Genomic DNA, 26,792 nt, shown 5'->3' on the forward strand with positions numbered 1-26,792 from the left:
TTTTTTCTTTTTATTGTTAATTTTTCTACAATTATTTTTTCTAGGATTTTTGACATTTTGTTTAATATATAATTAAAAATAATTTTAATGTATTTAATGCTTAAAACTGTTAATAATACTACTATATCTGTTTAAAGGAGGATATAAATATGAAAGCTCATGTGGACAAAGATATTTGTATTGGCTGTGGCCTCTGCCCATCTATCTGCTCTGAAGTGTTCGAAATGGATGATGATGGAAAAGCTGTAGCTTATACTCCTAATGTGCCATCTGATTGTGAAGATAGTGCCCAAGAAGCTGCTGACTCCTGTCCAGTAGAGGCAATCTCTGTAGAATAAGCTATTTATCACAACAAAGCCGTGACATACACCAACTAGCTTTGTATACTAAAAAGAGTATTACGAAATTATATCACTAATTTCATAATGCTCTTTTTTCCTTTTTTCTCTCTTAATTATTTATATAAATCTATTTAATAGCTTTTTCTTTTTCCTCACGGATAAGCCTTTTTAAATGTAGGACCTTCATTTTTAATCTTAAGGTTACATTACGATCCAATAAAACAAAACTTACCCATTGTTGGGCTATCATATTCTTTAAAATGGCGGTATAATTCAGCAATCAGATAGGCTACCGTTAATTCTCCTAATTCAAATATAGGAAAACGTTCTTTATTATATGCATTTAAAAATCCTGTTAATGCATGCTGTAAAAATAACATTTCATTTTCTTTATCTTCTAAGTCTCTATACACCCATGCAGTCTTTAAACGTGTATTAAAATTCTTTGCTAGTACTCATATTCACATCTTTCACATACAATTGGTTCATATAATAATAGGTTTACAATATCACAAACTAGACATAAGTCAATGTCTACGGTCATTAGACAGTTTTTCCCTGAACGAATTGTCTTCGATTTAAATGCATGATCACAAACAGAACAAACTTAACTTTTATCATATAAGGTTTCTTCTAAAGTAAAACTACTAACCTTCTTTGTAGCTTGTTTTTTCTCCTCTTCTTCAGGCTTGGTAAAACCTCTATCTTATCTAAATTATTGAACCCTAAAACTTTTAATTCTTCAAAAATATTCTTCATGCTACTCCCCCTCTTTTTATAAGCAACTCTAGTACTCCCCACTACTGACTTTCTACTTAGTAACTCTTATTTACTAATAGCAATACTCTTCCTGTATTCCAACGGACTAAGCCCTACATACTTTTTAAATTTACTATGAAAATAATCAATATGCTTGTATCCTACTTCTTTTGAGATTTGATATACTCTCATATCCTTGTTTAAAAGCAATTCTTTTGCTTTATCAATACGTAACTTATCAACATACACATTAAAACTTTCCCCTGTATAGTTTTTAAAGCTTTTCCCCAAGTAAGCACTATTATAATTAAATAATTCTGCTAAAAATTCTAATCTTAATTCTTTATTATAGTTATTTTTAATGTAGTAAAGAATTTTTTCCATAGTATTCTCAGGGGCTTCACGAGCAATTTGATTACAAACTAGCACAAGTTCTTCATCTATATATTTTAATACTTCGTCAATATCAGCACACTTATAAATAGTTTCTATAATAAATTCTCCATTAGGAATTGCAATATTATACTGGGCATATTGTGCACGAATGTAATCTAAGCATTTCATTAAAATATTTACTAAAATGCCTTTCGCACGATTAATATTCATCTCATTAGCTATAAGTAATACTTTTATATTTTTGATTTCTTCTTTTAATCTTTTTTTATCGCCTACTTGAATTAAACTATAAAGCTGTTTACTGATACTTTCTGCATCTATCTCCCTTTTATCGCTGTATACTCTGTTTTCATTATTTTCTTCTTCCCAAATTAGTTTTTCAGGTAATAAAAATCTTTTTTCCCCCATTTTCTTAAGGTTTTTATATACACTAGACATATTTTCAAACCCTTTAATTCCTTTACTAAAGGATATAACATTTTTGATTTCATAACGATTTAATAATTTCTTATGTAATCTTATTAAAGCATCTTTTATTTTTAACACATTTTCCCCTTGGATAATGCACACGACTTCACCATTCAATATGACATAACTTATATCTTCATAATTACTTATATACTCTGTAATTTGTTCTAAAACTTCACTACGTCTATTTAATGTACTCTCCAATTCTAAAATAGCTATATGATATGCTTCATATTGCTGATCTAAATCCTCATATGCATCTTTAAGTACTTTCTTTAAATCCTCTGGCTTAGAAGTTAATGCTTTAATCAGGAACTGACTATGTAAATAATTTTCTCCTAAATCAATTTTACCTCTCATTTCATTTTCTTTATTAATTTCTTTTACCAGTTTATCTACTTCTTCAATTAGCTCATTTTCATCAATAGGTTTTAAAACATATGAACTTACCCCTAAATTAATGGCTCTTTTAGCATATTCGAACTCTGAATATCCTGTTATAATAATAAACTTACCTTTAAACCCCCTCTTTTTAGCTTCTTCTATAACTTCTATCCCCATCATCCCAGGAATACGAATATCTACAAGTACAAGTTCAGGCTCTAAAAGCATGATTTTTTGAAGTCCGTCAATACCATCTTCCGCAGTATCACATACTATAAAGCCATGCTCCTCCCAAGGTACAATTACCTTTAGTCCTTCTCTTACATTTGGCTCATCATCAATAATTAATACCCTCATCCTTAACCTCCTATAATCTTTGGTAAATTTACTGTAACTTTTGTTCCTTTTCCTAAAGTACTTATTATATGCATGCCATACGCCTTACCATAATAAAGTTTAATCCTTTGATTAATATTATATAAACCAAAACTCCCCTTTAATCTTTCCCCGCCTTCTTCTAATTGCATTTTCAATTCTTTAAGTCTAACTTCATCTATACCTAAACCATTATCTTCCACTGTGATAATCATTTCTTCATCCGCTTTTATACTGCAAACAATTTTACCTTCACCAATCTTAGATTCAAGTCCATGTACAAAAGCATTTTCTACTAAAGGCTGTATAATGAGTGGTAAAATTTTAAGCTTCATTACTGATTCATCCGCTTCAATCTTATAGCTAATACGACTTCCAAAACGAAACTTCTGAATCTCTAAATAATCGACCATCATCTCAACTTCATTCTTTAAAACCACTGCTTGCTCTGTAACTTCTAAATTTCGTCTCATAAGCTTAGATAATAGTTTTACTACTCTCGCCAAATCTTTTTGTCCATTACAATACGCTTTCATACGAATAGTTTCTAATGTATTGTATAAAAAGTGTGGATTGATCTGTCTTGCTAACATTTCAAATTCCACTTCTTTTTGATGGCGTTTTAACTCTTCTTTTTGAACCTTTGCCCTATAGATTTCTTGTACTGTAGCATATATATCTGTATATAACTCACCAATCTCATCATGTCCTTCAATACTTTCACGTATATTAAAATCTCCCATAACTACTTTATGCATCTCTTTTTTCACCAAAATAATACGTTCTGAAAAACTCCTTGAAAATATATCTATTAACACACCTGTAAGTACTATACAAATGGCCATAATGACTAAGCTAGTACCAATGATTTCAATCGTAGTACGTGTAATACTTTTAATAGACATGTTCATACAAATTTCTAAAGATGTTTCCTTAGTTTTCATTGGGGCAAATGCATTTAAAATAATATAATTCTTACCATTTTTCATCTTATAGATTTCACTGTCTCCTAATTGCTCTTGCCTTATAAGCTCCAATTGATTTTCAAGAATTTCTCTATTTCCTTTTGTCTCAATGATTTCTTGATTAACTGCAATAAGGGTATCATATGGTTCATCTTTAATAATATTTTGTAGTCTTTCTGGATTGATATTAATAACTAAAACACCTATTAATCCATTATTCTTATTATGGATAGCACGTATAAGAGCTAAGTAATCTTTTTTCATTACTTCATCATATTTATACTCCCATTCTAAACAATCTTCTCTTAACCTAGCATTTTGATACCATTCTTGCTTCCTTACCTCATCTGTAATATGGGTAAACTTAGAACTACTTAATAATGTCTCATTCATTACATAAATTTTAATGCTTTGAATCTCACTATAGTTTTTCAAACATTCTTCAATAGTTGTTTCCGTATTGTAGGCCGCTACTACTTCTCCAGTACTTTCGTACTTAGTCGTTAAAATAGTCCTAATCTTATCATCTACATAGATGCGGTCTGCTACATTACTAGCAATTTTTATAGTTTCATTCATACGTTCTTTAATGCGTTCTGTATTAATGCTTGCTTCATTAATAGCACGGTCAATAACCATATTACACATACGGTTTGTTAAAAATGATCCCAAAATAAGTACAGGAATAATTACAACACTGATATACATTCCTATAAGCTGATTCTTTACCTTTAAGTTTTTTAGGCTATCAAATAACCTATTTGTAATTTGCATACTACTCTCCTTAGAATTTTTGTCCAAGATATTATTTTACAATAATTATTATATCATATTTTGTATTTTTATATAAATTTATAATATTTAAAAAAGACACATGGACAATTTCCATATGTCTTTAAACCATTTTATTAATATAAGTAACAAGTTAAATTTTTACATCCTTCATCAGGTGTAATATGTGCACCATCTTCTTTTATTTCAAAGCTTCCACCTTGTACTTCTTTTACTTTATCTACATTTTTAAGAATCATTGTCCATGGTTTATCATTACCTTCTATTGAAATAACTACTTTATCAGCTATTTTAACAACTCCAGCCATCAATTCTTTTTCTTCATTCATATTGATTATCTCTGTAGTTGCCACTTGTCCTTCCTTAAGTTCATATACGGCAAGGATAACACCATCTCTATAATCATATTCTGTAAGGGTATTCACCTTACCAATTGGGATAATACTATTTTCTCTTACAAGAAGTGGCACGCTTAAGTAATCATGTTTTTCTGTATACCACTTACCACCTTCTACAACTTCACCTGTTAAGAATTTAGTCCATTTACCTTCTGGTACATAATATTGGGCAATCCCCTCTTCATTAAAGATTGGTGCTACCAACATATTATCACCAAGCATATATTGCTTATCTAAATAAGCACAAGCCGGATCTTTTTCAAATTCCACAACCATGGCGCGCATAGTAGATACACCTGTTTGCGCTGTGTTAGATGCTTGTTTAAATAAATATGGCATTAAGCTGCATTTAAGCTTGGTAAAGTAACGTACTACATCCACTGATTCTTCATCATAAAGCCAAGGTACGCGATAAGATGTGCTACCATGTAAACGGCTATGAGAAGAAAGAAGTCCAAAGGCTGCCCATCTCTTATAAACATCTGCTGTAGCTGTACTTTCAAATCCACCCATATCATGACTCCAATAACCGAAGCCAGAAAGGCAAAGTGAAAGTCCACCACGTAAACTTTCTGCCATAGATTCAAAGTCTGCTGTGCAATCTCCGCCCCAGTGAACAGGGAATTGCTGTCCACCTGCTGTTGCAGAACGAGCAAATAATACAGCTTCTTTTTCACCTTTTTTATGTTTTAATAAATCAAATACCACTTTGTTATAAAGGAAAGTATAATAGTTATGCATTTTTACTGTGTCGCTACCATCATAATAAACTACATTTTCAGTTGGAATTCTTTCACCGAAGTCCGTTTTAAAACAATCTACACCCATATCTAACAATGCTTCTAGTTTGCTAGCAAACCAGTTACAAGCTCCTGGATTTGTAAAATCTACATAAGCCATCCCCGGTTGCCACATATCCCATTGCCATACACTACCATCTTGACGTTTTACTAAATAGCCTTTTTCTGCTGCTTCATCAAATAAACTAGAGGCTTCTGAAATATAAGGATTAATCCATACACAGATTTTAAGTCCTTTATCATGCATACGTTTCAGCATGCCTACTGGATCTGGAAATACTTCTTCATCCCAAGTAAAATCACACCAATTAAATCCTTTCATCCAGAAACAATCAAAGTGAAATACTTGAAGTGGTATATCACGTTTCGCCATGCCATCTACGAAACTCATAACTGTAGCTTCATCATAATTTGTGGTAAATGATGTTGTAAGCCAAAGACCAAATGACCAAGCTGGTGGAAGGGCTGGTTTTCCTGTAAGGTTTGTATAGTTTTCAAGAACTTCTTTCATACTTTCCCCACCAATAATAAAGTATTCCAGTTTTTCTCCTGGTACACTAAACTGAACTTTAGTTACTTTTTCTGAACCTACTTCAAAAGAAACCTTTTCTGGATGATTTACAAATACACCATAGTCTCTATTTGTAATATAAAATGGTACTGTTTTATAAGATTGAGCTGTACTTGTACCACCATCTTCATTCCATGTCTCTACTGTTTGCCCATTTTTAATAAATGGTGTAAAACGTTCACCAAGTCCATAAACCAACTCACCCACTGATAAACCTAACTGTTCTCTCATATAGCACTTACTTAAATCATCATTTAAAAACTCACCGGCTACTGGTGTGATATAAGCCGCGCTTCTAAAGCCACTTGTTGTAAGCTTCTTTTTCCCTCTATAAAAATCCATATGAAAACCATTTTCTTCACTAATTACAATACTCATTTCTCCATTTTTAATCATAAGAACACCATCTTGCTTTTCATATGTAAGTGGCATTTTATCATCTTTTAAAATCTCATAATGAGGACCTACATCTTTGATTCCTTTATAATGTACCATTGAGATTTTAAATACATCTTTCATAGGAACTGAAATAGTATAAGTAAGTACTGGACCTTCTAACGTATCTCCACGCTGATTAATTTTTTTACATGGCACATAAAGCTCTAAGGCACCATTCTTTTCTTTAATACTATAGACTTCTTGTGGGCTAAAACTCATAATTCCATCTTTATTCAGCCAACTTCCATTACTAAATCTCATATTCTCTCTCCCATCTATCTTAAGACAACATGAGCTTGATAAAAGCAACCGTACTCTTCTCAAGCTCATAACTTCTTTGCTATTTACTTTTTATATACTAGTTATTCCAAAATTCAATTGTGTCTTTTGTATATTGTGTCATTTGTTCATTAGCTTTTTGTACACCCATTGCATCAAGAGCAGCTAAAATCTTATCCCATGCCGCATCAAAATCTTCCGGTTTTCCTAAAATAGCTTGTGTAACACTTTGTTTGATATAGTCTTCTGATTTTTTATTAAAGATTGCAAGATCTCCATCTGATGGAATAGAGAATTGCCATGCTTGACCATGTTTAGATACAGGAAGTGATTCTCTAGCTGGGAAGAAATCTACCCAAAGTTTCTTACCATATTTAGCAAGTGTTTCTTTTTCTGTAGCTGTGAATTCTGCTTCTACTTGTTCTGGGCTATTTGTTGAATAGTAGTTACCTGTTGAATCTATAGCACCATCACCTCTTTGTGGGAATGGGTATAAGTATTTACCAATACCTGTTTTCTTAACGAAGTCTTTATCTTCAACTTTTTGTTTCTTCATTTCATCTGTAAGTACTCTCTTACCATTTTCATCAACTGTATAATTTTGTCCTTCAAGACCCCAGTTCGTAAGTACTTGTGCTTCATCAGAAGCCATCCAATCTAAGAATTCGAATGCTTTATCTTTATTTTCACTTGATTCACAAATTGCAATACCTTGACCACCACTAAATCCTGGATCTTTAGAGAATTGTGACTCAATATCTTTATTTACAGTAATATTAAGTGCTGCCATTGTTCTCTCTTCGAGTCCAGCTGAAATAAGTGCTTGTTTTGCATTATTTGTCCCCCAGTCTGGTGTAGCACTACCAAGTACACGTCCTGATGCAAGTTTCGCAAAATAAACATCTTCTTGGTGCGTAAATGATTCTGGATCAAGTAATCCGATATCATTCATATGACAAAGCCATTTCATATATTCTTTAACATTTGGATCAAGATATTTATACTTAGCTTCTCCTGTATCATCATTAATAGCCCATTCACCATCATCAAAGATACCTGCAGCTGCTGAAGCAACGTTACCTACAGTAATAAGCCATCTCCAGTCACTACCCATGAGGCAAAGACCGATTGTATCTTGTCCTTCAATTTGTGGATATTTATCTTTGTAAGCTTGTAATGCTGCTTCATATTGATCGATTGTTCTAATTTCTGGATAACCTTGATCTTTAAGTACAGCATTTTGGATTTGCATAACCCCATCTGATTTCCAAAGTGCCGTACTTACACCATAACAACCTACAGTATAAATACTTGGGTCTTCTTGACTAAATTTAAGTCTTTGAAGCATGTTACCATATAAGTTTTTAAGATTGTTTCCTTTTTCTTCAATCATATCTTCAAGTGGAATAATAGCACCTGCATCAATAAGTTTATTTGTATCCCCTTTTGCATAAATCATATCCGGATAATCGCCGCTAGCAATCATAAGTGGAATTGCTTGTTCATCCCCTCCTACAGCATGTTCAACTTTTAATGTAACACCTGTAAGCTCTGTAATCTTCTTAGCAATTGGGTCTGTAAACTCTACATCTTCTGTTAAATCTTTTTCAAATAATGTAAGTGTAACAGGTGTTCTATCTGCAAGGCCTACAAAGCCATCTGCATCTGGAGCAGCCTCTGCTACTGTTTCTGTAGCAGCTTCACCTGTATTATTAGATGTTGCACTCTTATCTACGCCACATCCTACAAAGGCACTACCTACACATACTAAAGATAATAGAACTGCTGTAAATTTCATCTTTTTCATTTCATTCATCCTCTCTTTTTTACCTAATACTTTCTTTTTGTCTTAAAAGTCTTTTAGATATTACTGAAGCTGTCTTGTATGAAAAATCCCTTAATGATTTAGCTTTTAACTGCACCAATTGTCATGCCAGATACGAAGTATCTTTGTAAGAACGGATAGACACAAACAATTGGGATTGTTGTAACAACAGTAATTGCCATCTTAATTGATTCTGGGTTTGAAGTAACTTGCTTAATTCCTTGTGAATTAACATCCGCAGCCTTTACCCCAGCAGCCGCATTATCGATAACCTTCATCAATTCATATTGAAGTGTTGTAAGCGCATCATTTGAACGGCAATATAAATATGTATCAAACCATGAGTTCCATTGACCTACTGCTAAGAATAACGCAACCGTTGCAATAACTGGTAAACACAATGGGAATATAATCTTATAAAAGATTGTAAAGTCATTAGCACCATCAATCTTAGCTGACTCTTGCAACTCATATGGTAAGTTATCTATAAACGATCTAAGTACAATAATATTGAAACCACTAAGAATCATTGGCCAAATATATACTGAGAAGTGGCCAATTAATCCTAATCCTTTAATAACCATGTATTCCGGAATCATACCACCACTTACATACATTGTAATAACAAATAAAATTGTAATTGGTTTTCTAAACACATAATCTTTACGACTTATTGTATAAGCGAGCATCGCTGTACAAATAATGCCTATAATTGTCCCTATAACTGTTCTAGCTACTGAAACCATAAACCCTGTCACAATCCTTGTATTTGATGAAAAGATTTCCTTATAGTTATTCAGCGTAAACTTTCTAGGCCATAAATGAATACCGCCCCTTACAGTATCCGTTGCATCATTAAATGAAATGGCAATTACTTGTATGAAAGGGTAAATTGTAATAATCAGTACAACTGTCATTAGTAATGCAATAATAATATCTGGTATTGTAATTTTTTCTAACTGCTGCCATCATTTCCCCTCCTTATATTAATTGACCTTCACCGGTTTTCTTCGCTAGATTATTAGCAAACCAAATAAGTACAATACTTACAACTGATTTAAAGATACCAATAGCTGTACCATATGAGTAACGCATCATACCAATACCATAATCAAGTATATATTTATCAAGTACTAATGATTTTTCTGCTACGATATTATTTCCTAATAAGTATTGTTTTTCAAAACCAATGTTAACAAGTCCACCAATATTCATAATAAGGAGAATAATGATTGTTCCTCTGATGCTTGGAAGTGTAATGTTCCAAATTTGCTGCCATCTATTTGCACCATCCACTTTTGCTGCTTCATAAAGCTGCATATCAATACCTGTAATAGCTGCTAAATAAATAATTGCATTCCATCCTGTTTCTTTCCATATATCTGAGGTAGTTACTACTCCCCAAAACATATTTGGCACTGCTAAAAAGTTAATCGGCGTTTTTAAAAGATGTGCATTCACTAATAATTCATTGACAATACCATTTGGTGATAAAAGTTGTCCTACAATGTTAGCTACAACTACCCACGAAACGAAGTGAGGTAAGTATGAAACCGTTTGTACAATTCGCTTATACTTTACACCTCTCATTTCATTTAATAGGATTGCAAATGTAATAGAACACATTGTACCAAATATAATAGCCAAAATACTCATGCCTAATGTATTGGTTAAAGCTTGATAAAATTGTTCTTCTTTAAATAATGTAATAAAATGTTTAAGCCCTACCCATTTAGATCCTAAAATCCCCTTTGCTGGTTTGTAATCTTGAAATGCCATAAGCCATCCTACTAATGGTGCATATTTAAACACAAGTACCCAAATTACAAAGGGTGCTGACATCGCTATTAAGTACTTTTGTTCCTTTAACTTTTGACTAAATGAAGCTTTGTAATATTTTTTGTCTGTGTTATTGTTTGTTTTCACTAAAATGTCTATCACTCCCCTCTATGATTTATACAACTTTTCTATAAATATATAGTAGTACAAATAAGAAGGCAATTATACCTCTAAAAATATATGTTTTTATACATGGAAATTAGACATAATCCTATATATATTATTTAAAGCTTCTAGATACTATTGTGCATTTATCTCATAAGTATGACCTGCTAAAGCCCTAATTATTATGCTATTTCTCTCTGGTATATGAATTTCTCTTGTCCCTTTTTTACAATCTATAACCTCTAACTTAGAGTAGGTATAAACGTGTAAGTTTCCTCCATTTTGCGAAGTAATTACTGCTTTTTGAAATTTACCTTCATTCCAAATTAAATCCACTTCATAGCCACCTCTTACACATATACCTTTTGCCTTTCCCTTAATCCAAGCTTTTGGCAAAGCAGGTAAAAATTCTAGGCATATAGTATCTGGCAGCGTTTTACTTATATAATCTTGAAGCAACATTTCAACAATACCAGCAATACCTCCGAAGTTCCCATCAATTTGGAAAGGTGGATGATTATCTAAAAGATTCGTTAAAGTAGATTTCTTAAGCAACTCCTGTACATTTTCATAAGCAAGTTCACTTTCTTTTAGCCTTGCCCATAAATTAATAATCCAAGCTCTACTCCATCCCGTATGGCCACCGCCATATTTAAGGCGTCTTTCTAATGTTGCTTTGGCTGCTTGAGCTAACTGAGGCGTCTCCCTTACACTAATTTGGCTACCTGGATAAAGCCCAAATAATTGAGACACATGGCGATGCCTGGTTCTACTTCCTCATAATCCTCACGCCATTCCATAATCTGACCATATTTTCCAATACGAAGTGGTAATAATCTGCTTCTCATTTCTTTAAATTTTTGAAGCTCACTTGACTCAATACCTAGGATTTTACCCCCTTTAATAATAGCTGTGAAAAGCTCATATAAAATCTCATTATCCATTGTTGGTCCTATACAAACTGTACCGCTTTCTCCTGAAGGTAGGATATATGTATTCTCTGGTGAAGTAGAAGGACCTGTTACCAAATGGCCTTCTTCATCCTCCATTAAATAGCCTTTAAAGAAATCTCCTGCTGATTTTAATAAATGGTATTTCTCTTTTAAAAACTTTTCATCCAACGTATACATATAATGTTCCCAAATATGAAGGCATAGCCAAGCAGCGCCCATTGGCCAAATAGTTGCTGGCATCCACATATCCTGTGGTGCTGTATCTCCCCATATATCCGTATTATGATGGGCTACAAACCCTTCACACCCATACATTTTCTGAGCGGTTTCTTCTCCATGTGGCTTCATTTTCTCAAGAAGCTCAAATAGTGGCAGATGACATTCTGATAAATTACACTTTTCAGCAGGCCAATAATTCATTTGGGTATTAATATTAATCGTATATTTTGAGTCCCAAGGCGGCTGCCAACTACTATTCCAAATACCTTGAAGGGTAGCAGGAAGTCCTCCCTTACGACTACAACTAATTAATAAATAACGTCCAAAATTAAAATATAAATTAATAAGACCTATATCTTCTTTATTTGCTTTTAATCTTTCAAGACGCTCACTGGTAGAAAGTACATTAATTTCTAATTTCTGCTCATCATCCTCCTGAAGATTACTTTCCTCCCCTTGTATTTCTAAATTCATTTTATTATAAAGACTTTGATAATCTACTATATGGCGATTTAATAATGTCTCATAACTTTGTTTAGAGACTTCTTCTAAATGCATTTCACATACTTTTTTAGGCTCCTCCACCTTATAATCCGTAGCAGCCGTTAAATACAATATAACTTCATCTGCATCTTTTACATAAAGCCTCCCGCCTACACTTTCTAAAGTCCCTCCTATATTTTGAACCTTTAGACTATAAGCATAATAAATACCACCTTCACCACCGCTTAATCCATGCAAAGTCATATAATTTTCGTGGTATTCCTTTTCATCTACATACTTCCATCTATCAATGTAAGTACTAAGTTCTAGCTTTTGCTCTCCTTTTATATGCACAATAAGTACATTGTCCGGATTTGAACAAAACATTTCTCTTTCATAGCGCTTACCATCTACTTTATAGCTCATCTTACAAATAGCCTTTTCAATATCTAACTCTCTTTTATAATCTGTGACTATACCCTCTTGCCCGTAATTTTCGATTATAAAATCACCTAGCACAGAATACTGTCTCTGCCCATCTGGCACAGCAAACATACTCATTGCCATAAGTTTTTCGGCTTCTCTAATCTTCCCCTCCCACAGTAAGCTACGGATACGTGGTAAGTATTCTTTTGCATCTTTATTATGACGATCTCTATAACCACCATACCAAAGACTTTCTTCATTAAGCTGAATAAGTTCTCTTTTTACATTGCCAAACACCATAGCACCTATGGCCCCATTTCCTAAAGGCAATGCTTCATTCCACTCATTAGCCGCTACTTTATACCAAAGCTTATGCTCTGACATAGTCCACCCCCTTACTATTAGTAATTTTTTTATTTTCGAAATACAATTATAAATATATTACTTTATAAGGATAGTTTCAATATAAAAAAGGCAAGTGAATGAAATAGCTTAATGCATTATTTCATCACTTGCCCTTTTTAATTTATATTTCTTTATGACTATAAATAGTTTTTAGTATATTTTCATAAATTCCTTAATTGCTGAGATTTCTCCTACTAAACTACCTTGGCATAATTCTGGTTTTCCGCCGCCACGGCCATTAAACACTGTATTAAGTGCTTTGCTAATAGGTCTTACATCTTCTTTACTGCTTCCTAAAGCATATTTAATACTGCCATCTTGCTGTGTTAAAACTAAATAAACCTTATTCCCTAATTCTGCCATAAGTACGCAAAGCTTTCTTAGTTCATCACCACTTAAACCTTCTTGCATAATGCAAGTTTCACCTTTTGCAATATAATCTTGTGCTCTAAAGATTAAAAGGTCATTGGTTACTGATGCTACTTTTTGTTTTAAATTATTAAGTTCTTCTTGTTGTTTCATAAAAGCTTCTAAGATTTTCTCTGTTTTAGTAGAAAGCGTATTGCCTATTTCTCTTGTAATCATTAATCTTTGATCATAGTCCTCAAGGGCACGTTTCCCACAAAGAAGTGTAAGTCTCATCCCCCCTCTATGTCTTTCCCAATTAATGCACTCTATGACACCTATTTCACCTGCATTTTTTACATGTGTCCCACAGCATGCACAAGTATCATAGTCCCCAATTTCTACAAGTCTTACTTTGCCAGCAAGTTCAATCTTTGAACGATAAGTTTTATCTTTCACCTTATCATTTTCAAACACTGTGGCTTTTACTGGAACATTTTTAAATACAGCTTCATTGGCAATCTGAATCACTTCTTTGATTTGTGCTTCTGAAAGTTCTCCGTCTACGTCTGCTGTCATATAATCACTGCTTAAATGAAAACCTACATTGTTATAACCGTATTTCGCATTAATAATTCCTGACACAATATGCTCACCACTATGTTGTTGCATAAAGTCAAAGCGTCTTTCAAAATTAATTTTGCCTTCTACCTTACTGCCTACTTCTAAAGCCTGATCCACTACATGATAAATCACTTCATCTTTGATAAATACGTGACTTACCTTTGCTTCATTAATGAATCCTTCATCAGCTGGCTGCCCACCACCTTCTGGATAAAATGCAGTTTCATTAAGTACAACTGTGAAACCTTCTTTATAAGGCTCACAGCTTATAACTTCTGCCTCAAAGTTTGTTAAATAACTGTTTTCATAATATAGTTTTTTAGTCATTTAAATGCCTCCACTATTTGTTAATTTATCTATAGCATTTCTAGTTATTGTTTTTGATACGCAGCCAATAGTCTGCTCAATTACTTTAGCATGTTTTCCGAATTCTCCATGTTCATCACTGCCTACTGTTCGAATAAGTCCATATTTCTCGCAAAAGGCTTCACAAGTATTTGTCATCAGTTCACTATGGGTTGGATAATAACATTCGATACCATCTATCCCCTGTCCTTTTAAATCTTCTAATACCACTTTAAGTTCTGCTTCATTTAGATTCTTATAATATTCTCCTGGATGGGCTAAAACACTTACGCCTCCAGCCTTATGGATAGCTTCACAAAGTAATTTTATTTTCGGGAAATAATAGTTCGTAAAGTCGCAGTTATATTTCCCATACAATTTAAACCCATCAAAAAGCTTTTCTGTAATCCCTCGGTCATGGATATAATGAAGTCCTTTCCAACCACCTTGTCTCACATCATAATGATATGCTTCATAATCCGCCATAGATACCTGTGTATACTCTTTTGAAAGTTCCTCTACTAAATCAACACTCATGCGCTGCATTTCATCATCCGCTAAATGAATTAATTTCATAAACTCTGGTGTGTTTTCAAAACCATAAGCCAAAAGATGCACCACTTTATCTTGATACTTACAATTAATTTCACAGCCTTTAATCGGTATCATCCCTACTTCTTTTGCCGCTTCATTAAGTTCCTCCCATGCCCCAATCTTATTATGATCTGTAATAGCTACAGCTTCTAAGCCCTTTTCTTTAGCAATTTGCACTACCTCTTTAGGTGACAATGTGCCATCCGAGTAAAATGTATGAATATGTAGGTCTGCCCTCATCTTAATCTCCTTTACTGCTATTATTTTCTTTATTATACCAAAGCCTACTTTTAAAACAAGGATGCACCGCAAACTAAAAAGAAGATATAACGCCATTGTTTATTAGCATTATATCCTCTTTAGTCTTATAACTTATCTTTAAACAAATCTTCTAGAAAGGTTTTTAATTCCTACATCATTTGTTCCTTGACCTATTGCATTAAACTTCCATTCACCATCATGTCTATAAATTTCTCCAAAGATCATAGCTGTTTTACCAGAATAATCATCTGTTAAATTATAACGGCACATTTCAGTATTATTTCTACCATCTATTAAACGGATAAAAGCATTTTGAATCATACCAAAATGTTGTTTTCTCTTCACTGCATCATAAATATTTACAGAGAAAACAATACGGTCATATTCAGCTGGTACTTTTGATAAATCTACTAAAATGTGTTCATCATCTCCACTGCCTGCACCTGTTAAATTATCTCCTAAATGTTCTACTGTTCCTGTTTTATGTTTAAGATTGCCAAAGAAAACAATATCTTTTTCTTCACATAACTTACCATTTTTAAGCATAAATACTGATGCATCACAGTCAATATCATTTCCCTTGCTTGTAAAAAGGCCAAGTAACCCTCTTGATTCTTTTACTTCATCCCATCCAAGTCCTACAACAATTCTTGATAAACCTGGGTTTTCTTTTGTAAGACTTACCTTTTGTCCTTTTTGTAAGTTAATCGCCATCTATAAGCCCCCCTTATGCTACTTCAATGCCATAGTGATTGCAAAGTGCAGCGAGTCCACCTTGGAATCCGCTACCAATTGCATTGAATTTCCATTCACCATTGTGTCTATATAATTCACCTACTACAACTGCTGTTTCAATAGAGAAATCTTCTCCTAAGTCATAGCGAATTAATTCTGTTCCTGTTTCGCTATCCATAATATGAATAAAGGCATTAGATACTTGACCGAAGTTTTGTCTTCTTGTTTCAGCATCATAAATAGTAGTTGTGAAAGCTATTCTTTCAATATTAGCTGGTACAGTTGTTAAATCAATTTGAACTTGTTCATCATCACCTGCACCGACACCTGTTAAGTTATCTCCCATATGTTTAACTGAGCCAGTTGAATGTTCTAAGTTACCATAGAAAATGAATTCTTTGTCTGTAGGGCATTTGCCATTAGCACCTACCATAAAGACAGCACTATCTAAGTCAAAGCCTACCCCTGTATCATAAGCATTTACATCCCAGCCTAAACCTACAGTAATTTTCTTTAATCCTGGATTACCTTTTGTTAAATCAACTTTTTGTCCTTTTCCTAAACTAATTGCCATAATATTTCCTCCTTAAATTAACCTATTTATATTATAAATTTTTATATAATATCAATTTCTTTTAAAAATCTTATTGCTCCATGCACGTAAAGTGTTTAATGAGTTCTTCTCTAAACTTGGAATTTGTAGATCATACATATATTCCCCGATTTGATGCTGCTCCATTAAACTCTTATTAAAATACTTTTCAATGCCTTGATATCCTGTTGGCGTAAAACATACGATATCAAATCCTATTAAATTCAAATAAGTCATAAGCACGGCATCTTCTAAAGATGGTAACTTCTCACCTGTATGAATATAAATAAGCTTAGGATTTTTCTTCGTGAAGTCAAATCTTTGAATCATTCTTAATAACTCTTTTGGTAAGTTTAATACAGTAGCTACAATGGTATACTCTGTCCCATTTTCAAAAGTTCCTTTAATAAGCTTTTGATTAATTAATAAACTAAGTTTATCTAGCATATAGTCCTGTATTTCTTCTCTTAAGAAGTCAAAAGGATTATGCCCATGTGTCTTTATTTTTTCCTTTTGTAATGTACCATTTTTAAAGAACTCATTTACATAAGCTTTCATTGGATTAAATGCTGCACTTTCTATAAATGGCACTTCTTTCACCACGTAAGTTTCCTCTTCTATAAGCTCCTTAACTTCTTCCCAATACTGAGTTACATTTTTGTTTCTAACACCTGATACCTTTGAAAAGATTACTGGCATATTAACCAGATCTAAGGTTGTGCTAAAATGCTGGCGGCATCTTAATTCCTCTGGCCACAATATCCTAATTTCTTCATACATTGTTTTAAGCGTAATGCTATTCGCTTTCATATACTGTTTATTACGATATATTCCCGTATCTTGATATAGGAGTGTATCTAATTCAGCTTCTGCATGATGAGCTACTGTTGCCATTTGCACATTATTATCTTCTTTAGGATACTGCTTAACCTGTAATGTATACTCATAATTTATTTCTTCTAATAAACAATCCTCTAAGCAGCATCTTGAATTTAAACTTGGATTAAGTATTAATACATCTACAGGCAATCTACTTAAAAGCTTCATAAATAATGCTTCATTGTCATTTTTACATGTTCCCATATAAATAAAGCAGCTAACTTCCGGCATTCTCCAATTCATAAAGAGCTGCGCTTCATAACGCTTTAACCAACATAGTACATAAACAGCTTTATTCATGAGCTTATTTAAATTCATCTCAGGCTTTTCTGCTTCCAAAAGCATTACATCTATAAAAGACTTCATTACAAGTTGTCTTAACTGCGCCCCTGTGGTAAATTGAATATTTTGAGCTAAATCAGAAAGCATCTGTTCCTTAGACATATAATTCTTCCTATGAATTGCTGCAATTTCTTCCACAGTAGGTGACATGATTTCACCTTCTACAATGACTACTTTTCGCTCACTATTTTTAAGTGCTAAATTAAAATGATACAGCTCACTAATATAAGTCAGCTTATCCTGTACACCATTTATGCGATAGTAACAATTATAAAAGTGATTCTTCTCATCGCCTCTTACACCTGAACTAATCTTAATAGCTTCTAAACCTTTTTCATTTGTCCAAGTATTTGTCACACCTACAATTTCAAGTGCTTTACCATATAATCTTTCACGACTGCTGGCTTCTTGCAGCTTTTCTCTTATAAATCTGAGATTAAATGTATTTGGGAAAGCGGTCATCTGTGACAATACTAATGCATTAGACTTCTCTGAACCTTGATCTAATTGCAGATACTTTTGATCTCCTTCATATTGCAGTAACACAATATCACACCCCGCATGGGCTAAGATTGAAAGAAGCATTAATTCATAGCTGCTTACTTCTCCCTCATATAAAATCTTAGGTATATCATTTTCTCCTAGTTTATTAACGATGCGCTCAAACTTATAATACAACCAACACATGAATTTTATATATGCATTCTTTAATATATTTTCATTTTTCCCTGCGCTTTGAAGTGCCTCTAACTCATTATGCATAGCATCTGCTATATTACCTCTTTGGGTGCCATTCATTCTTGGTAGCCATTTTCTAAGGCTCTCTTCAATGAAACCTCTATCCATTTGAAAAGTCATGCCCATCATCTCTTGATAATAGGCTAAATTCTTCTCATCTGGATTAGGAAGTTTGCCTTCAATAATGACACCATTTCTTCTAGCAGCTTCATAATACTTGCGAATAAATTCATCTATTTGTGATGCATAACCACTTATTCTATAAAAATAAACTGTCTTACTTGTCCTCTGATTTAAAGAGATAAAAAAGTCATTTAACCCCTGAATTTTTCCATGTACAAACATTAACTTTTCTCACCTTCAATATCGTTATAGTTCTATCTCAGCTTCTACCCCATAATGATCTGAAATAACCTCTTTATATTGACCATTAAAGATAACTCTAGAAGTTTTAACATTTAAAACCTTATTCATTAAAATCAAATCTATTCTGAGGCTTTCTTTATTGCCATCCCATCCTGCGATTTCACCTTCTACTGTAGCTCCTTCATCTTTTTCTTCGGCAAGTGTATAAGTATCCTCTAATCCTTTACCTATTAAATAATCATAACCTTCATTTCTAATATGGGCATTATTATTGAAATCTCCCATAAGGAAGCTTAATCTATCCTTATTTACCTTAGCCATCAGTTTATCTATTTGAGGTTTAGCTGGGTCTATTTCATCATGCCACCATCCTAAATGACAAGAATATAAATCAATGAGCTCGCCTTGATATTCAATAGTTCCTCTTACAATTGTACGGCGTTTAGGACTTAAACAATCTGTCACACCTGAAACTAAAAAGGCTTCTGTTTCTTTAAATGGATATTTTGAAAGAATCCCACAGCCTTCTTCATAAGTTTCTCTTAATGATTTAGCCTTATCCCAAAAATAATAATATTGAGGACCACCTAATGCATTTATTTTTTCTAGAAGAATTGCTACGTAATTATTATAGCGTGTTACCCCATCTGCTAGAAAATCACCATTGATAAACTCTGCTCTTACTGCTTCTTTTGTAAGACAGCTTGGTGCTACACTTTCTATCTGTATCATTTGATTGACTTCTTGAAAAGCAATAATATCATAATCCTTCTCTATAATTGTCTCTGCTAAATGACTAAGTTTAGCTTCTCCATTTTCTTCTCTCCACGCATGTGCATTTAACGTTAATATTTTCACTGTTTTCACCTCTCTTTTATATTAACTCAATCAAAAAAGGTTGCACTAATAATTTAGTACAACCTGCCTTTTATTTTACATCTGTATAACGTTCCCTTTCAAAAGGATCATTATTTGAAAATAAAACTGGATTAATAGCTAAAAGTTGATTTAAAATCTCTGTCATAAGTGCTGCCTGACAAATGCGTACAGTAGCATCTCCAAACTTTCCTTTTCGCATCACACCTTTTTCTTCTAAAAACTCATCTACCTTCCCAAAATACTCTGACCAATGATTAGGTGTATGACGTTTAGATGGAACTGAAATCTCTCTGCCATCTGGGGTAATAACTACAAACTTCTGTGGCATATCTTCCACTCTACCTGGAATATCAGCCCATTCCTCTACCCCATGAATAAAAGTATTGCGTGTTAAATCTACACCTAAAAGCATAATTTGTGCATCACGATCTAAAAGCTTTCCCCATGGAGATGTCCTTGCACAAGGAGTATCACAAAGCTCATTGTCTGCTACAAATTCCGCTGCATCCTTGCCTAATGCTGCTACGGAATGGGACGGATGCCATGATCTAATAACGCCTGGTCTCTTACGAAAAAGTTCTGGTAAGATGCCTACGCAGCATTTAGTTTCATTAACATCAAATCTTAAAGTATTCATATCAATAGTGCCCCATGTATGCGTTGGCAGTACCAATAATCCTTCTTTCATATATTCACTAAATGCATCTAATACTGTATCTGCTCCCCCTTCTACTTCACCAATGCTTTTCATAGAAGAATGTACAAGTAATGTGCCTTTAGGATTAATGTTAAGCTCTTTTAAAGCATTTAATAAATCTTGTCTTGTATATGCCATTTTTCTCTCCTCATAACTTATCTATTGATTATAAAAACCTATTTATAAATACCTACCATCTTTAATAAAAACTGAGCATTTGTAGTCCTACAACGACCTATTTTAAGTTTATAATCAAATCTAATTTTATTTTGAACATAATGTTCTTCAAAGTGATAGTTAAACACTTTGCGTCCCATACTTTCTTCAATTTCACAAAGCTCAAAATCATGGGTACTTACCATAATGGTGATCCAAGGTTTTTCAAGGGATTTAATCGTTTCTTTAGCCCCTAATATACGATCAGCTGAATTGGTACCTTTGAAAATCTCATCAATTAAAACTAACATAGGTTCTTTCTTAGGTGCCTGATCAATCATTCCTTTAATACGTAAAAGTTCTGCATAAAAACTAGAGATTCCCTCATTCACATCATCTTGTATACGCATAGAAGTACATATATTCATTCTAGCAGCATAAAAATCCTTAGCTAAAACAGGTGCTCCTGCATATGCTAAAGCTAAATTAATACCTATGGTGCGTAAAAAAGTAGTTTTACCTGACATATTTGAACCTGTAATAATACATGTTTCATCCTTTAAGACTAAATCATTTGCCACTGCATCTTGAATAAGTGGATGTTCAAGGGCCTTAAAACTGAAAACTGGTTTTGTTAATGCTTCTATTTCAGGATAACTATAACTTTCTTTAACCTCACACAAAATACCAAGACTTAATAAAGCTTCCATCTCTCCCATGACACTGAGCCATTTCTCCACTGATGTGCCATATTGCTTTTGCCATATATCTAGTGCATCTTTACAATGAAAATCCCACATTAATAACCCACTTACTGTTAAATAAGCTACCCCATTTAGTCGTACATGTAAGGCTTCAGATAGTTTATATAATGTTTCTAATCCCTTCTTTAAGCCTTCATCTTCACAGAGCATTTGCTTTAAGCTCTTTAAATACGGTGTTTCAAATTCTTCATTTTCTACAGCTATTAAAAAATCTTTGTATGCTTTTATATTCCTACTAAAGTTTAACACTGTACTAAAAATTTCATTATGCCTGCCATAATAAAACACTGCTAACCCTATTTGCATGACTATAGAAATACTTCCTATTATGGCAAACAAACTGCTTTCTCCGCGTAATAAAATTGCTACAATAGAAAAGAATGTGGCAAAAGGTAATGCTAGACTTAAACCTTTTAAGACCTTGCCAAAAGTTTGATTGTCCTTATGCATCATATCAATGAATGCTCTAATGCCATCTATATCCACTTTATTCTTTTCCATGCCAATAAGCTTACTTAAAGTCTTTAAATGTAATGTAAACTCTGCTTTTTCATTAAGTTCCTTGATAGCTGCCTGTCTTTTCTTAATCTCTTCATTTCTTATACCATATACTAACGAATCGGCTAAAGCCTTTTTGCCGTAAGGCGTATGGGCCGTACATAAATACTGGAATAATGAACCTTTCCCTAGTAAGTCTAAATCTTTAATTCTAGGTATATCCTCATTTATAAACTCACTACCATTTTCAGCAAAGTTTAACCACCCTTTATCTAAACGTTTCACATTATCTTCAATGACAGTTCTTTTAGCCAGTTCATACTTTTTCTTATCATTCATTTGATGGTGCTTATGAACTAATGCAATAAATCCAATAACACATCCTAAAGTACCTATAAAATAAATCTTTTCATGCCAAGCGGTCCCTATAATCAAACTGCCTAGGGCTGTTAAAAAAGCTATTACTCTTAAGGTTTCTAATTGTCTAAGCTTTTTATTTAAAGTTTGTATTTTTTCATCTACTATTTTTATTCTAGCTTGATATGCTTCCTTTTTCATAAGCGCTCCTTCTGGCTTTTGTCTTTTACTGATTATACATACTGAAAATGTATAACATTATGTATATTACCATTTTCAGTAAAACCATGACGCGTGATGCCTATTTGTTTAAATCCTAAACCTTTTAATATATTTACACTAGCTTCATTAGCTGGTACTGCATCTGCAAGTAGCATTTTTGCCTTTACCTCTCTAATTGCATAGATTAATACTGCCTTAGCAGCTTCTTTACCATATCCATTATTCCAAAAACGTTTAATAAGCTGATAATAAAAACCATATTTGCCATCATTCTCATTAATAGCTGGTATCCCCACAATACCTATAACTTCTTGTTCTCTCAAAATCACAAAATGCGTTGTATATTCACTCTGAGCAGCTCTTCTAAGCCAGCCTTCAATCTTCTCTCTTGCCTCTTCTACATCATCTAGTAATAAAGCATTTGTATAACGAATCGTCTCTGGATTCTGCCATATTTCAAGCAGCTCCTTAGCATATTTTTCCTCTAAAGGTACTAATTCCAATCTCTTTGTCTTTAATTTCATACTACCCCTCTTTTCTCTTTTAGTATATATTAACATATCTCATCTTTTGTTTTAATATTCGTTATATAATTTATTGATTGATTTTTAGTCGTATTTCCTTTATAGTATAGATAACAATTTTAAGACAACGTGGTCTTTCTATTCTTTAATAGCTTAATGTTTTTAAGCGTTTTTAAAGTGATAGAAAGACCTTTTTTATTTTTTAGGGGGGATTTTTATGAATCGTTTTTTAGATCAAGTTGCTTTAATCAATGATAAAGTCAACGGCTTCGTTTGGGGACCGCCAATGCTTTTACTCATTATATTCGCCGGCATTTTCTTTTCTTGCCGCACTGGCCTTTTCCAACTTGTACACTTTAACCTTTGGATGGATAAAACCTTATTAGCCATCTTCAAAAACAAAAAAGTCCGTAAAGCTAGCGGTGCTCATTCTATTTCAGAATTCCAAGCTCTTTCTACTGCATTAGCTGGTACCATTGGTACAGGAAATATTGCAGGTGTAGCTACTGCTTTAGTAAGTGGTGGGCCTGGTGCAATATTTTGGATGTGGCTTTCTGCCTTCTTTGGTATGATGACCAATTACTCTGAAAATGTACTAGGTATTCATTACCGTTATAAAAATGAAAAAGGTGCCTGGATGGGTGGTCCTATGGTTTATCTTGAAAGAGGCTTACATCAAAAATGGCTTGCCGTTTTATTTTCTTGCTTTTGTATCTTAGCTTCTTTCGGGATTGGGAATATGACACAAGCTAACTCTATTGCCGAAGCTTTAAATGGTTCCTTCGGTATTCCTAAATTAGCTACAGGTATTGTACTTGCCATTTTAGTTGGACTTGTTATATTAGGTGGTATTAAACGTATTGGGCAAGTTACTGAACGCATTGTCCCATTTATGGCACTGTTTTATATCATAGGCGGCATCGTCCTTATTGGTGCTAACTTCAGCTTTGTCCCTGCTGCTCTTAAACTTATCGTGATCAATGCTTTTAATTTTAAATCTGTAGGTGGTGGCCTTCTTGGATATGGTATCGCTAGAGCCCTTCGATTTGGTGTAGCTCGAGGCGTCTTTTCTAATGAAGCCGGACTTGGCAGCTCTGTTATGGTTCACTCTGCTTCCAGCGTTCAAGAACCTGTTGTTCAAGGTATGTGGGGTATATTTGAAGTCTTTGCCGATACTATTATTGTCTGTACAATTACTGCCCTTTGTGTTTTAACAAGTGCCCTTAAATTCAACTTATTTGCTGTGGACGAATATGGTCAAATTACTTCTAGTTTATCTGGCAGTAACCTTGTCTCTGCTGCTTTTGATACCCTTACCCCATTAGGTGGCAGCTTTGTTTCCATTGCCGTTATGCTCTTTGCCTTTTCTACACTTTTAGGCTGGTCCTTTTATGGTGAACGTGGCATTGAATACTTAATAGGTGTACGTTTTACCATTATTTATAAATTTATATTCCTTTTAGCTATTATTGCTGGCTGTACCATGCAGCTTGACCTGGTTTGGAATTTATCTGATACCTTTAATGGTCTTATGGCCCTTCCAAACCTTATTGGTATCCTCTTCCTCTCTAATGAGGTAGTCAGCATTACTAAAGACTATATTAAACGTTATAAATCCCATGAACTTAAAGAAATCCACGATGGCGATCCTGAAACATTAGAATCACCTGTAGAATGTTAATAAAAATGAGGCTGCTGTAAAATAACACCTTTTGCGGTAGCCTCATTTTTGTATAACTCTCCTATAATCCTTATGAATATATCTCGGATTCCCTATAGTCTTTTTACCTACTTGTAAAGCTTCTGTAGGACAAACATTAATACAAGCTAAGCAAAATACACATTTCTTAATATCTCTTACTGGCTTTCCTTCTTTTATATCTATAGCTTTCATAGGACAAATCTTAGTACATTATCCACAACCCTTACACTTTTCCCCCACATCAAATTTCGTTTCTTTCTCTAATGCTGCTAACTTATGAAGCCCATAGGATAATAAAAAGGAATGTTTTTCTTTCTTATAATTATAAGTTTTAGCCTGTACTGCTTTTACAATTTCATTAATATGATCATCTGCCTCGGCTAAATACTTCTTACACTTTTCCTCTGGTAAATGCTTTTTAACCGTTACATAATTGCCTGGCATAAGTACTTTAAAGAAGCCTCCTATTTCAAATTCTCTCTTTTCACAGGTTTCCTTGATAATACGTGAAGTATATTCATATGTACCTGCACAATTAAAAACCGAATACATATAATTATGCTCATAGTTTATAAATTGAACTGTTCGAATAAAATGAATCACTATATCTGCTGGCGCACATGCATGTACAGGATATACAAAGCCTATTTTTTCATCTTTTTCTAATATAACTTCATATTTTCCTTCTCTTACACACTCTGCTATAGAAATTAATCTCTCATTTAAAGCCTCACTTATTTTCTTTGCAATATAATATGAATTTCCTGTTCCACTAAAATAAAATATCATCTTTATCCCTCCACTAAATGTGATTTTATAAAGCTTATGGCATATTCCTCTAGTGTGTTAATTAATAACTGCATATTATCTTGTAATTGATACTGAATCATAAAAAATGGTGAAAAGAATGCTAAAGCCAACATTTTGCCATTCTCTCCTTTTAGAACCTTCTCATCTATTAAAAACTGAAAAACCTTTTCTTGATAATTCATTGGCTTATCTATAAAAAAGGCTATGTATAATGCTTTCATTTCTTCATTTCTATATTGTTCAATGGTTAGAAGCTGACGAAACTTCCTTATAACCTCATCTTCTAATTGCTTTTTTAACATGTTTATACATAACTGTGCCACTTCTTCTATTTCAACCTGCATATATCTTGTAAGTTCCATAGTACTTTCTACTTTCGGTACATTAAGTGCTTCATACATCACTTCTATTCTTGTCTGGGCCATTTCTATTATAGCTTCTAAAATCCCTGCTTTACCTCTGTAATGTTTATAAATGGAGCTTTCTCTAATTCCTACAACACTACTAATATCACGCATAGAAACAGCCTCATATCCCCTCTTAGAAAATAATTCTAATGCCTCATATAAAATGCATTCTTTAGTTGTCATATGCCTCTCTCCCTATAAATAAATCTATTTTCCACCTCAAAAAAGAGAACAGTTGATAGCTTTACTATAAAAATAGCTATCAACTGTTCTCTTGTCAATATATTTTAAATATTCTATTTATTTATCATCTAATTTTTCTTTCTGATGCTTAATAATCAGCTTCGCAATAAAACCGCTACCTTGGCATTTTATAGTCTCTAGTATTTTTATTAGCTTCTTCTAATAGCTTCTCTGGTTTAATAATCCAACCTATTACAACGCATTCCAAAACACCTATAATAACGACATGTGCTAGATTATCTCAACTTATAAATAGGATAAATATGGTAATACATCAAACTGTATAATCCCTAAAATAATTATACTAAGGTCTATTTATGCAAATATTAAATGCTTAATCTGTCCAGTTTCTTAAATCTTTTGGGTAAGGGTTCTTACTGTTATTTCTTTTTAAAGCTAGCAAGGTCATATTTTTCTCATTTTTTAGTTCTTGGGCAATATGATCACCTATATATCCTTTGTCACCTAAACAATAGGTTGATAGACATTTG

General features: G+C 33.2%; 22 protein-coding genes and 4 pseudogenes. 2 read left to right on the forward strand and 24 right to left on the reverse strand.

All coding sequences use genetic code 11. The features are described 5' to 3' along the window. The first annotated feature begins 149 nt into the window (after window positions 1–149). Window positions 150–338, forward strand: coding sequence for a ferredoxin (locus tag JCM14822_RS10970; RefSeq protein WP_054742322.1), 189 nt, complete (start codon window positions 150–152; stop codon window positions 336–338). Between the two features lie 209 nt (window positions 339–547). On the opposite strand, the pseudogene JCM14822_RS10975 reads toward JCM14822_RS10970, so the two are convergent. The 20 genes and pseudogenes from JCM14822_RS10975 to JCM14822_RS11060 form a co-directional block, all read right to left on the reverse strand. Beyond that, window positions 548–763, reverse strand: a pseudogene (locus JCM14822_RS10975) (DUF2225 domain-containing protein); the annotation flags it as partial. A gap of 26 nt (window positions 764–789) precedes the next feature. Then, window positions 790–933 (reverse strand): annotated as a pseudogene (locus JCM14822_RS25015) (DUF2225 domain-containing protein); the annotation flags it as partial. A gap of 41 nt (window positions 934–974) precedes the next feature. Beyond that, complete coding sequence (locus JCM14822_RS22580) at window positions 975–1,100, reverse strand: hypothetical protein (RefSeq protein WP_278287210.1); 126 nt, start codon at window positions 1,098–1,100, stop codon at window positions 975–977. A 66-nt stretch (window positions 1,101–1,166) separates the two neighbouring features. Next, on the reverse strand, window positions 1,167–2,705 hold the full coding sequence (locus tag JCM14822_RS10980; protein WP_054742325.1) for a response regulator transcription factor: 1,539 nt from the start codon (window positions 2,703–2,705) through the stop codon (window positions 1,167–1,169). A gap of 2 nt (window positions 2,706–2,707) precedes the next feature. Further along, window positions 2,708–4,462: a cache domain-containing sensor histidine kinase gene (locus JCM14822_RS10985; protein ID WP_054742326.1), complete on the reverse strand. Its 1,755-nt coding sequence runs from the start codon at window positions 4,460–4,462 to the stop codon at window positions 2,708–2,710. A 134-nt stretch (window positions 4,463–4,596) separates the two neighbouring features. After that, window positions 4,597–6,948, reverse strand: a complete 2,352-nt coding sequence (gene yicI / locus JCM14822_RS10990; RefSeq protein ID WP_054742327.1) for an alpha-xylosidase — start codon at window positions 6,946–6,948, stop codon at window positions 4,597–4,599. 97 nt (window positions 6,949–7,045) lie between these two features. After that, on the reverse strand, window positions 7,046–8,773 hold the full coding sequence (locus JCM14822_RS10995) for an ABC transporter substrate-binding protein (protein WP_054742329.1): 1,728 nt from the start codon (window positions 8,771–8,773) through the stop codon (window positions 7,046–7,048). Between the two features lie 98 nt (window positions 8,774–8,871). Beyond that, complete coding sequence (locus tag JCM14822_RS11000; protein ID WP_054742331.1) at window positions 8,872–9,708, reverse strand: carbohydrate ABC transporter permease; 837 nt, start codon at window positions 9,706–9,708, stop codon at window positions 8,872–8,874. A 64-nt stretch (window positions 9,709–9,772) separates the two neighbouring features. Next, a complete protein-coding gene (locus tag JCM14822_RS11005; protein WP_242861485.1) occupies window positions 9,773–10,717 on the reverse strand; it encodes an ABC transporter permease in 945 nt (314 codons plus the stop codon). A gap of 153 nt (window positions 10,718–10,870) precedes the next feature. Then, window positions 10,871–11,197 (reverse strand): glycoside hydrolase family 95-like protein, encoded by a 327-nt coding sequence (locus tag JCM14822_RS25020; RefSeq protein ID WP_408606200.1) that lies wholly within the window; start codon window positions 11,195–11,197, stop codon window positions 10,871–10,873. A 54-nt stretch (window positions 11,198–11,251) separates the two neighbouring features. Beyond that, window positions 11,252–13,200 (reverse strand): annotated as a pseudogene (locus JCM14822_RS11015) (glycoside hydrolase family 95 protein); the annotation flags it as partial. Window positions 13,201–13,371: 171 nt separating this feature from the next. After that, on the reverse strand, window positions 13,372–14,517 hold the full coding sequence (locus JCM14822_RS11020) for an alanyl-tRNA editing protein (protein WP_054742339.1): 1,146 nt from the start codon (window positions 14,515–14,517) through the stop codon (window positions 13,372–13,374). Then, the gene (locus JCM14822_RS11025) at window positions 14,518–15,369 is read right to left on the reverse strand and encodes a PHP domain-containing protein (protein WP_054742340.1); all 852 of its coding nucleotides are present in this window, start codon (window positions 15,367–15,369) and stop codon (window positions 14,518–14,520) included. A 138-nt stretch (window positions 15,370–15,507) separates the two neighbouring features. Beyond that, complete coding sequence (locus JCM14822_RS11030) at window positions 15,508–16,104, reverse strand: TerD family protein (RefSeq protein WP_054742341.1); 597 nt, start codon at window positions 16,102–16,104, stop codon at window positions 15,508–15,510. A gap of 13 nt (window positions 16,105–16,117) precedes the next feature. After that, on the reverse strand, window positions 16,118–16,699 hold the full coding sequence (locus tag JCM14822_RS11035) for a TerD family protein (protein ID WP_054742342.1): 582 nt from the start codon (window positions 16,697–16,699) through the stop codon (window positions 16,118–16,120). Between the two features lie 51 nt (window positions 16,700–16,750). Next, window positions 16,751–19,021, reverse strand: a complete 2,271-nt coding sequence (locus JCM14822_RS11040; RefSeq protein WP_054742343.1) for a YceG family protein — start codon at window positions 19,019–19,021, stop codon at window positions 16,751–16,753. 24 nt (window positions 19,022–19,045) lie between these two features. Next, on the reverse strand, window positions 19,046–19,900 hold the full coding sequence (locus tag JCM14822_RS11045; protein ID WP_054742345.1) for an endonuclease/exonuclease/phosphatase family protein: 855 nt from the start codon (window positions 19,898–19,900) through the stop codon (window positions 19,046–19,048). 70 nt (window positions 19,901–19,970) lie between these two features. Beyond that, complete coding sequence (locus JCM14822_RS11050) at window positions 19,971–20,756, reverse strand: AAC(3) family N-acetyltransferase (RefSeq protein ID WP_054742347.1); 786 nt, start codon at window positions 20,754–20,756, stop codon at window positions 19,971–19,973. Between the two features lie 38 nt (window positions 20,757–20,794). Continuing rightward, a complete protein-coding gene (locus tag JCM14822_RS11055) occupies window positions 20,795–22,594 on the reverse strand; it encodes a MutS-related protein (protein ID WP_054742349.1) in 1,800 nt (599 codons plus the stop codon). Between the two features lie 32 nt (window positions 22,595–22,626). Then, window positions 22,627–23,139, reverse strand: coding sequence for a GNAT family N-acetyltransferase (locus tag JCM14822_RS11060; RefSeq protein WP_054742351.1), 513 nt, complete (start codon window positions 23,137–23,139; stop codon window positions 22,627–22,629). Window positions 23,140–23,356: 217 nt separating this feature from the next. On the opposite strand from JCM14822_RS11060, the gene JCM14822_RS11065 reads away from it, so the two are divergent. Continuing rightward, entirely contained in the window at window positions 23,357–24,820 is a 1,464-nt protein-coding gene (locus tag JCM14822_RS11065) for an alanine/glycine:cation symporter family protein (RefSeq protein WP_054742353.1), read from the forward strand. 42 nt (window positions 24,821–24,862) lie between these two features. Here the strand turns inward: JCM14822_RS11065 and JCM14822_RS19370 are convergent, their stop codons facing one another. The 4 genes and pseudogenes from JCM14822_RS19370 to JCM14822_RS25390 form a co-directional block, all read right to left on the reverse strand. After that, entirely contained in the window at window positions 24,863–25,042 is a 180-nt protein-coding gene (locus tag JCM14822_RS19370) for a 4Fe-4S binding protein (protein ID WP_304502434.1), read from the reverse strand. Between the two features lie 9 nt (window positions 25,043–25,051). Then, entirely contained in the window at window positions 25,052–25,630 is a 579-nt protein-coding gene (locus JCM14822_RS11070) for an EFR1 family ferrodoxin (RefSeq protein WP_054742355.1), read from the reverse strand. Between the two features lie 2 nt (window positions 25,631–25,632). Then, the gene (locus JCM14822_RS11075; RefSeq protein WP_054742357.1) at window positions 25,633–26,241 is read right to left on the reverse strand and encodes a TetR/AcrR family transcriptional regulator; all 609 of its coding nucleotides are present in this window, start codon (window positions 26,239–26,241) and stop codon (window positions 25,633–25,635) included. Window positions 26,242–26,644: 403 nt separating this feature from the next. After that, window positions 26,645–26,792, reverse strand: a pseudogene (locus JCM14822_RS25390) (IS982 family transposase); the annotation flags it as partial.

It is taken from the genome of Cellulosilyticum ruminicola JCM 14822 (genome assembly GCF_001311925.1).
Taxonomy (GTDB): domain Bacteria; phylum Bacillota; class Clostridia; order Lachnospirales; family Cellulosilyticaceae; genus Cellulosilyticum; species Cellulosilyticum ruminicola.

Bases quoted from the DNA above. Each gene is read 5' to 3' on its own strand.
- JCM14822_RS10970 (WP_054742322.1), top strand. From the start codon at position 150: ATGAAAGCTCATGTGGACAAAGATATTTGTATTGGCTGTGGCCTCTGC.
- JCM14822_RS22580 (WP_278287210.1), bottom strand. From the start codon at position 1,100: ATGAAGAATATTTTTGAAGAATTAAAAGTTTTAGGGTTCAATAATTTA.
- JCM14822_RS10980 (WP_054742325.1), bottom strand. From the start codon at position 2,705: ATGAGGGTATTAATTATTGATGATGAGCCAAATGTAAGAGAAGGACTA.
- JCM14822_RS10985 (WP_054742326.1), bottom strand. From the start codon at position 4,462: ATGCAAATTACAAATAGGTTATTTGATAGCCTAAAAAACTTAAAGGTA.
- yicI (WP_054742327.1), bottom strand. From the start codon at position 6,948: ATGAGATTTAGTAATGGAAGTTGGCTGAATAAAGATGGAATTATGAGT.
- JCM14822_RS10995 (WP_054742329.1), bottom strand. From the start codon at position 8,773: ATGAAAAAGATGAAATTTACAGCAGTTCTATTATCTTTAGTATGTGTA.
- JCM14822_RS11000 (WP_054742331.1), bottom strand. From the start codon at position 9,708: ATGACAGTTGTACTGATTATTACAATTTACCCTTTCATACAAGTAATT.
- JCM14822_RS25020 (WP_408606200.1), bottom strand. From the start codon at position 11,197: ATGTTGCTTCAAGATTATATAAGTAAAACGCTGCCAGATACTATATGC.
- JCM14822_RS11020 (WP_054742339.1), bottom strand. From the start codon at position 14,517: ATGACTAAAAAACTATATTATGAAAACAGTTATTTAACAAACTTTGAG.
- JCM14822_RS11025 (WP_054742340.1), bottom strand. From the start codon at position 15,369: ATGAGGGCAGACCTACATATTCATACATTTTACTCGGATGGCACATTG.
- JCM14822_RS11030 (WP_054742341.1), bottom strand. From the start codon at position 16,104: ATGGCGATTAACTTACAAAAAGGACAAAAGGTAAGTCTTACAAAAGAA.
- JCM14822_RS11035 (WP_054742342.1), bottom strand. From the start codon at position 16,699: ATGGCAATTAGTTTAGGAAAAGGACAAAAAGTTGATTTAACAAAAGGT.
- JCM14822_RS11040 (WP_054742343.1), bottom strand. From the start codon at position 19,021: ATGTTTGTACATGGAAAAATTCAGGGGTTAAATGACTTTTTTATCTCT.
- JCM14822_RS11050 (WP_054742347.1), bottom strand. From the start codon at position 20,756: ATGGCATATACAAGACAAGATTTATTAAATGCTTTAAAAGAGCTTAAC.
- JCM14822_RS11055 (WP_054742349.1), bottom strand. From the start codon at position 22,594: ATGAAAAAGGAAGCATATCAAGCTAGAATAAAAATAGTAGATGAAAAA.
- JCM14822_RS11060 (WP_054742351.1), bottom strand. From the start codon at position 23,139: ATGAAATTAAAGACAAAGAGATTGGAATTAGTACCTTTAGAGGAAAAA.
- JCM14822_RS11065 (WP_054742353.1), top strand. From the start codon at position 23,357: ATGAATCGTTTTTTAGATCAAGTTGCTTTAATCAATGATAAAGTCAAC.
- JCM14822_RS11070 (WP_054742355.1), bottom strand. From the start codon at position 25,630: ATGATATTTTATTTTAGTGGAACAGGAAATTCATATTATATTGCAAAG.
- JCM14822_RS11075 (WP_054742357.1), bottom strand. From the start codon at position 26,241: ATGACAACTAAAGAATGCATTTTATATGAGGCATTAGAATTATTTTCT.